Origin of the sequence: Streptomyces katrae (assembly GCF_000966975.1) — a bacterium.
Lineage (GTDB): Bacteria > Actinomycetota > Actinomycetes > Streptomycetales > Streptomycetaceae > Streptomyces > Streptomyces katrae.
On the sequence record NZ_JZWV01000294.1, the window covers coordinates 1 to 7,093 of the forward strand.

Here is a 7,093-nt window from a genome sequence, read left to right on the forward strand (position 1 = left end):
CCCTCCGCCCGGCGGCACCCGCCCGCTCCGCAAGCGCTTCGTGCTGACGGCGATGGGCTGCGCCGGGGGCCTGATCATGCTCGATCAGACCGTGGTCGCGGTCGCCCTCGGCCCGATGGCGCGGAGCCTGGGCCTGACGACCTGGGTGATGCACCGCGTGGTGCTCGTCTACGTCCTCGCGCTGTCCGCGTTCGCACCGGTCGGCGGGATGGCGGCGCGCCGTTTCGGACTGCTGGGCACCTTCCGGTGCGGCATCGTGCTCTTCGCCGTCGCCTCGGGCGCCTGCGGCCTCACCCCGGCAGGTGACGCGGCCGCGCCGTTCCTGCTCCTGATGAGGGCCTTGCAGGGCGTCGGGGCCGGGCTGATGATCCCCGTGGCGACCACCGTGATCACGAACGTGTACGAGGAGCACGAGCGCGGCCGGGCCCTGGCCGTCTACGCGGGCCTGGCGCAGGTCTTCTTCTCCCTCGGCCCCGTGGTGGGCGCGGTGCTGACCCAGTACCTCGGCTGGCGTTCCGTCTTCCCCGCCGGGGTGCCCGTGGCCGCCGCGGCCCTCTGGCTGGCCGCCCGTGCGGGGGTGGAGGAGGAGCGGGGGAGGGGCGCGCTCACCGTGGTCCAGCCCGTCGCCGTCATCGCCTCCGTGGGTGCGGTCGTCCTCGCGCTGTACCAGTGCGGGATCTGGGGCCTCGCCGACCCCAGGACCCCCGCCGCCCTGACGGCGGCGGCCGCGGCCCTGGTCCTGGCCGTACGGCTCGTCCTGCGGTCCCGGGAGCCCCTGGTGAACCTGCGGCTGCTGCGGATCCGCCCGTACGCCGTGGCGACCGCGCTCACCTTCCTCGTACAGGGCCCGCAACTGATCGTGATGGTGCACGGCACGCTGTTCCTGCGGCAGGCCATGCACCTGCCGCCGCTCACCACCGGCCTCGCCCTGCTGCCCCTGGTCGGCGCCCTCACCACGGGCACCTTCCTGTCCGGCCACCTCCTGGACCGCCACCGCTCCATCCGGGTCCCCGTGCTGCTCGGGCTGACGGCCGCCACCCTCGGCGCGGCGCTCTGGACGGCCGCCCTGCCGTCACGGGCGTACCTCTGGCAGGTCCCCGGGATGGTCCTGGCGGGCATCGGCATGGGCATGCCGGTCCCGGCGCTGAGCGCCGAACTGATGCGCGCGGTACCGCAACACGACCGGGCCGACGCGTCCGTCCTGCGCCAGACGCTCCGTCAGCTGGGCGGAGCGGTCGGACTGGCGCTGGCGGGGGCGCTGGTCCTGGCCGCGAACGACGACACCGCCGACGCGGCGGGCATCGTCACCGCCACCGCCACGCCGGTGGCCTTCGTCACCGCGGACGCCTTCCTGCTGGCCGCGCTGCTGTCCGCGACCGCCCTGCTGCCGGTCAGGGCGCCCGCGAAGGTGGCCCCGGCCGGCCGCGGCCCCGCGCACCACCACCCGTGACGGTCTGCCCGGCGTCGCCCGGGCGGGTCACACGGCCGCGCCGGGTGCCGAGGCCCTCGGGGCGCGGTCCCGCCGGGCGATGGCCCCGGCCACCTCTTCGACGGCGCCCCGGACCAGGTCACCGTAGGCGTCCTCGGAAAGCCCGGGGGCGTGCGCCCGGCCGGACGTCCACCGTCCGGCCGGAGAGGCGCAGCTCCACGCGCTCGCCGGGCTGTTCCTCCAGGGCGCGCAGGAACGGCTCCTTGGAGACCGTCGCGCGGCCGGTGACCGTTCCCAGTGAGCCGAGCACGAGCCGGTGGTCGGGGAACTCCTCGGTGAGCAACCGGGCGTAGCGGTCCTCCCGCCCCGTGGTCCGGAACCAGATCCCGTGCGGCCCCGCTTCGAGCCGCACCAGTGCGCTGCGGCGGATGTGGCAGGCCGCCGTCCGCAGATCGTCTCCGCTGACCGTGCCGGCCCAGGTCCGCCCCGGAGGTGCGCTCGGCACCAGGGTGCGGGTGGAGAGGCGGTACCGGTCGGTCGCCGTCAGGGTCACCGCCTCGTGGTCCGCCTCGATGCGCAGGGCGCCGAGCACCGGAAGCGACGGATCGTGCGCGGTCGCGGTGAGGACCTGCTCGACCGCGTCGGCCAGGACGGGGCCCTTCAGCGCCGCGATCGGCAGAGCGGGCCCGCCCCCCAGCGAGGACATGACGCCGGCGGCCGTCCGCAGGGCCGCCGACGCATCCCCGACGATCTTCGCCACGTGGGCGTCGACCAGCCGGGACGCCTCCCCGGCCTCCGCGGCGAGGACCGCCTCCACACCGGCGAGGGGCATGGCGATCTCACGGAGCTGCCGCAGTGCGGTCGCCCGCGTCAGCTGCTCCACGCCGTAAAAGCGGTAGCCCGACACGGGGTCGACCTCGGCGGGCTGCAGCAGACCGGAGTCGGCGTAGAAACGCAACGCGCTGGAGGTCAGACCGCAGCGCCGGGCGAAGACGCCGATGGGCATCAGTTCGGAAGGGGACACGCCGTCATCATCGGCCTTCGACCAACCTGAAGGTCAACATCGGTCCGTGGCGCCGGGGCCCCCTCCGGCGGCGGCCGTCACACCGGTCGGGCCGTCGCAAGCGGCGGGCGAGCAGGAGCCGCCAGCGCGATCCCGAGCCCGAGTGCGCAGCCGACGAGCAGGCCCACGCCATGGTTGTTGGTGAGGAGGCACAGCCCGAGCCCCGCCGCGGGGACGGCGAGCGCCGCCCACCGCAGGGCGGTCGTCCCACCGCGCACCGCGTACCAGGCGGCGAGCGCGCCCACGAGGCCGCAGATCGCCACCGAGTCGCCGCCTCCCCGGGGGCTCCATCCGGCCATGCTCACCGACTGCGCCGCCACACCGCTCGCCGCGAAGACCAATCCGGTCCGCCAGGCGCCGAACTGCCGCTCGGCCACCGGGGCGACGACCACGAGCGCGGCCAGGTTCAGCAGGAGCTGGAACCAGCCGGACGACTGCACCGCCAAGGCGGTCACGGCCCGCCACCACGGCCCGTGGGGCTCCCGCTCCAGCGCCTCGACCGTGGCGGGGACCACCGTCTGGACCACCCCGAGCAGCACCATGGCGGCCACCAGCACCGACGCGACCCGGGGGACCGGGCGCCGCCACGCCCGCAGCAGGGCCAACGGCGGAGGCGTCCGCTCCTGGCCCTCCGCGGCGAGGGCTGCCAGGACTTGGATGCCCGGTACGACGACGGCCGCCGCGCACCCGTAGACCGAAACAGTGTGCATGTCCATGACCGAAGCCTGTCAGACCCCGGATCCCGCCCGACGGCCGCCCATGGCAGGGTTGCGCTCATGCCGGCAACCCCCGCCATATTCGGTTGCCGCCGGACGGGTCCGCCGGATAGGAAGCTCACATGCTGAGAGGCGCCAAGGTCGGGCTCAGGGCCCGCTTCGACGAGGACATCCCGGTCCTGCGGACCGAGCTCTACGACGACGTGGTCAACTCCTCGCGGTCCGAGGCCGGGCCGTGGAAGCCGATGACCCCCGGCACGCGGGACCCGCGGCTCGTGGTCGACGAGAAGCAGGAGCGGAGCGTCTCGTTCTCCGTGGTGGAGCTGGAGGGCGGCACGCTCATCGGGTCCGCCACGCTGTGGGGCATCGACACGCACAACCGCAACGCCCACATCGGGCTGGGGCTGTTCCCGGCCGCCCGGGGCAAGGGCTACGGCACCGACGTGGTCGCGGTGCTGTGCCACTACGGGTTCACCGTGCGCGGCTTGCGCCGGCTGCAGATCGAAACGCTCGCGGACAACGCCGCGATGCTGCGCTCCGCCGAGCGCAACGGCTTCGTCCGCGAGGGCGTACTGCGCTCCTCGGCCTGGGTGATGGGCGAGTTCCTGGACGAGGTGCTGCTCGGGCTCCTCGCCCAGGACTGGGAGCCGGCCCCGGCGCGCTAGGCGCCCCCGGCGCGGCAGGACACGGCACGGCCGGACCGGACCGGACCGGACCCGACCCGCGTCCGGCCGCGCCGTGCCGGGGCGGCGGCTCAGGCCAGGTCGAACCGGTCGAGGTTCATGACCTTGTCCCACGCAGCCACGAAGTCCCGTACGAACTTCTCCCGCGCGTCGTCACACGCGTACACCTCCGCCAGCGCCCGGAGCTGGGAGTTGGAGCCGAAGACGAGGTCGACGGCCGTGGCGGTCCACTTCATCTCGCCCGTGGACCGGTCCCGCCCCTCGAACTCGCCCTCCACCGTGGCGGACGCCTTCCATTCCGTCCCCATGTCGAGCAGGTTGACGAAGAAGTCGGGGGTCAGCGTTCCGGGCCGGTCGGTGAACACACCGTGCGGGGACTGCCTGAAGTTGGCGTTCAGGGCCCGCATGCCGCCGAGCAGCACGGTCATCTCCGGTGCCGTCAGCGTCAGCATCGAGGCCCGGTCCAGCAGCAGGGTCTCCGGCGCCGGCTTCTCCCCGGCCCGGAGGTAGTTGCGGAACCCGTCCGCGCTCGGCTCCAGGACCGCGAAGGACTCCACGTCGGTCTGCTCCTGCGAGGCGTCCGTGCGGCCGGGCGCGAACGGGACCGTGACGGCATGCCCGGCGTCCCGAGCCGCCCGCTCGACGGCCGCGCAGCCGCCCAGGACGATCAGGTCGGCCAGCGAGATCCTCGTACGGCCGGACCGCGAGCCGTTGAACTCCTGCCGGACCCGCTCGAGGGCCTCCAGGACCTCGGAGACCGCGGGGGTGTCGTTCACCTCCCAGTGCCGTTGCGGCGCCAGCCGGATCCGCGCCCCGTTGGCCCCGCCCCGCTTGTCGGTGCCGCGGAAGCTCGCGGCCGAGGCCCAGGCCGTGGCGACCAGCTGGGGGACGGACGGGCCCGACGCGAGGATCGTCTCCTTGAGCTCCGCGACCTCCTCGTCCGTGATCAGGTCGTGGTCGACGGCGGGGACCGGGTCCTGCCACAGCTGCGGCTCGGGGACCCAGGGGCCGAGGTAGCGCGTGACCGGCCCCATGTCGCGGTGCAGCAGCTTGTACCAGGCCTTCGCGAAGGCGTCGGCCAGCTCGTCCGGATGCTGCTGGAAGCGGCGTGCGATCGGCGCGTACACCGGATCCAGCTTGAGCGCGAGGTCGGTGGTGAGCATCATCGGGGCGTGCCGCTTCGCGGGGTCGTGGGCGTCGGGCACGGTGTCCTGGGCCGCCGCGTCCTTCGGCTTCCACTGGTGCGCGCCGGCCGGGCTCTTCGTCAGCTCCCAGTCGTATCCGAACAGGTTGTCGAGATAGCCGTTGTCCCAGCGTGTCGGCTCGTTGGTCCACGCCCCCTCCAGCCCGCTCGTGAGCGTGTGCGGGCCCGAGCCGGTGCCGAAGGTGTTCCGCCAGCCCAGGCCCTGCTCCTCCAGGGGGGCCGCCTCGGGCTCCGGACCGATGTACTCGGGGTCCACCGCGCCGTGGCATTTGCCGAACGTATGCCCTCCGACGATGAGCGCCACCGTTTCCGTGTCGTCCATCGCCATACGCCCGAACGTCTCCCGGATGTCCCGGGCGGCGGCCAGCGGGTCCGGGTTTCCGTTGGGCCCTTCCGGATTCACGTAGATCAGGCCCATCTGAACGGCACCGAAAGGACCGGAGAGCTGCCTGTCACCGCTGTACCGCTCGTCTCCGAGCCAGGTGTCCTCCGGCCCCCAGAAAATCTCCTCGGGTTCCCAGATGTCCTCCCGGCCGAAGCCGAATCCGAAGGTCTTGAAGCCCATTGATTCCAGGGCGCAGTTACCCGTGAAGACGAGCAGGTCCGCCCAGGAGATCTTCCGCCCGTACTTCTTCTTGACCGGCCACAGAAGCCGCCGCGCCTTGTCGAGGCTCGCGTTGTCCGGCCAGCTGTTCAAAGGGGCGAAGCGCTGTGCGCCCTCACCTCCGCCGCCCCGGCCGTCCGCGATCCGGTACGTGCCCGCCGCATGCCAGCTCATCCGGATGAACAGCGGCCCGTAGTGCCCGTAGTCGGCGGGCCACCAGTCCTGCGAGGTGGTCATCACCTCGAACACGTCGCGTTTCAGCGCGTCCACGTCGAGGGTCGCGAACTCCGCCGCGTAGTCGAAGTCCTCGCCCATCGGGTCGGCCAGGGGCGAATTCTGATGGAGAACCTGAAGGTCCAGCTGATTGGGCCACCAGTCGCGGTTCGTGCGGGGAGGGGTCGCCGTGGGGGCCGGGGAGGGGATTACCGGGTTCTCGCTCTCGCTACCGGACACGTCCGTCCTTCTTTCCTGTCTCGGTTTTCCGTGCCGGCTGCTGCCGGCCCGTGACGTCGGCCGCTCATCGAAGTCGAGTGTTCGAGCCGTCTCGGCGTCCGTAATCGTCGCGCACCGCAGGCTTCAGAGCCACGAGAACACGCACGCACGGGAATGCTTAGTACGACGGGATGATTTCCACCGCCGCATCCGGCCCTTTCACGTGGGGCGCGGCAGGGGAGGCATTCCCATTCCGGGGAAATGGCCGGGAGACGGTGCTCGCCGCGCCTCGGGGCCCTGTCACACCCGGGGCCAGGCGGCCATCGCCCAGGAGAACACCCCGAACAGCAGCAGCCCCGTCGCGACGGCGACCAGCAGCCACGGGCCGGCCGGGGTCTGCGCGAACGAGCGGAGGGTGTCGTCCACCCCCTTCGCCTTCCGCGGGTCGTACGAGACGGCCGCGTGTACGAGGAACGCCCCGGCCGCCGTGAACACGGCCCCGCGTGCCACGCCGCCCACCACGCCGAGCACGTCCACGGCCCGCCGGGCGCCCCGGGGAAGGCGGCCCGTCTCCATGTGCTCGCGGAAGGTCAGCCGGGCCGCACCCACCACGACGACGATCCCCCCGACGGCGATGCCGAGGCCCGCCAGCCCCACGAGCCACGGGCCGGCGGGGACGGCCAGCAGCTGGGCCGTGACGTCCCGGGACTGCTCGTCGCTCGAACGCCCACCGCCCCGGCCGGCGGCGAAGGACAGCGCGGAGAAGGCCGTCACCGCGTAGAAGACGGTCCGGGCCGCCGCCGCCACGCGCTTGGCCGGCTTGCGCCCGTCGGGTCCCACGGAACCGAAGAGGACCTCCGAGCACCGCCAGAGCGCCATCGCCACCAGACCGATGCCGACGGCCCACACCAGCACCCGCCCGAACGGCTGGCCGGCGAGCTCGGCGAGCGCCCCCGTACGGT

General features: G+C 73.2%; 5 protein-coding genes and 1 pseudogene. 2 read left to right on the forward strand and 4 right to left on the reverse strand.

Annotated elements, in window-relative coordinates:
* On the forward strand, positions 1–1,450 hold a 1,450-nt coding region (locus tag VR44_RS12060; protein WP_045947446.1), incomplete at its 5' end, for an MFS transporter.
* A gap of 157 nt (positions 1,451–1,607) precedes the next feature.
* On the opposite strand, the pseudogene VR44_RS12065 reads toward VR44_RS12060, so the two are convergent.
* Positions 1,608–2,453, reverse strand: a pseudogene (locus VR44_RS12065) (DNA polymerase III subunit beta family protein); the annotation flags it as partial.
* A gap of 77 nt (positions 2,454–2,530) precedes the next feature.
* Positions 2,531–3,208 carry a rhomboid family intramembrane serine protease gene (locus VR44_RS41140; protein ID WP_052713566.1) on the reverse strand — a complete coding sequence of 226 codons (678 nt, stop codon included), beginning with the start codon at positions 3,206–3,208 and terminating at the stop codon, positions 2,531–2,533.
* 122 nt (positions 3,209–3,330) lie between these two features.
* Here VR44_RS41140 and VR44_RS12075 point away from each other — a divergent pair, with 122 nt between their 5' ends.
* Positions 3,331–3,873: a GNAT family N-acetyltransferase gene (locus VR44_RS12075; RefSeq protein ID WP_045947447.1), complete on the forward strand. Its 543-nt coding sequence runs from the start codon at positions 3,331–3,333 to the stop codon at positions 3,871–3,873.
* Between the two features lie 89 nt (positions 3,874–3,962).
* Here VR44_RS12075 and katG read toward each other — a convergent pair whose 3' ends face one another.
* Positions 3,963–6,152: a catalase/peroxidase HPI gene (katG, locus tag VR44_RS12080; RefSeq protein WP_045947448.1), complete on the reverse strand. Its 2,190-nt coding sequence runs from the start codon at positions 6,150–6,152 to the stop codon at positions 3,963–3,965.
* A 279-nt stretch (positions 6,153–6,431) separates the two neighbouring features.
* On the reverse strand, positions 6,432–7,093 hold a 662-nt coding region (locus VR44_RS12085; protein WP_045947449.1), incomplete at its 5' end, for a DUF1206 domain-containing protein.

Bases quoted from the DNA above. Each gene is read 5' to 3' on its own strand.
- VR44_RS41140 (WP_052713566.1), bottom strand. From the start codon at position 3,208: ATGGACATGCACACTGTTTCGGTCTACGGGTGCGCGGCGGCCGTCGTC.
- VR44_RS12075 (WP_045947447.1), top strand. From the start codon at position 3,331: ATGCTGAGAGGCGCCAAGGTCGGGCTCAGGGCCCGCTTCGACGAGGAC.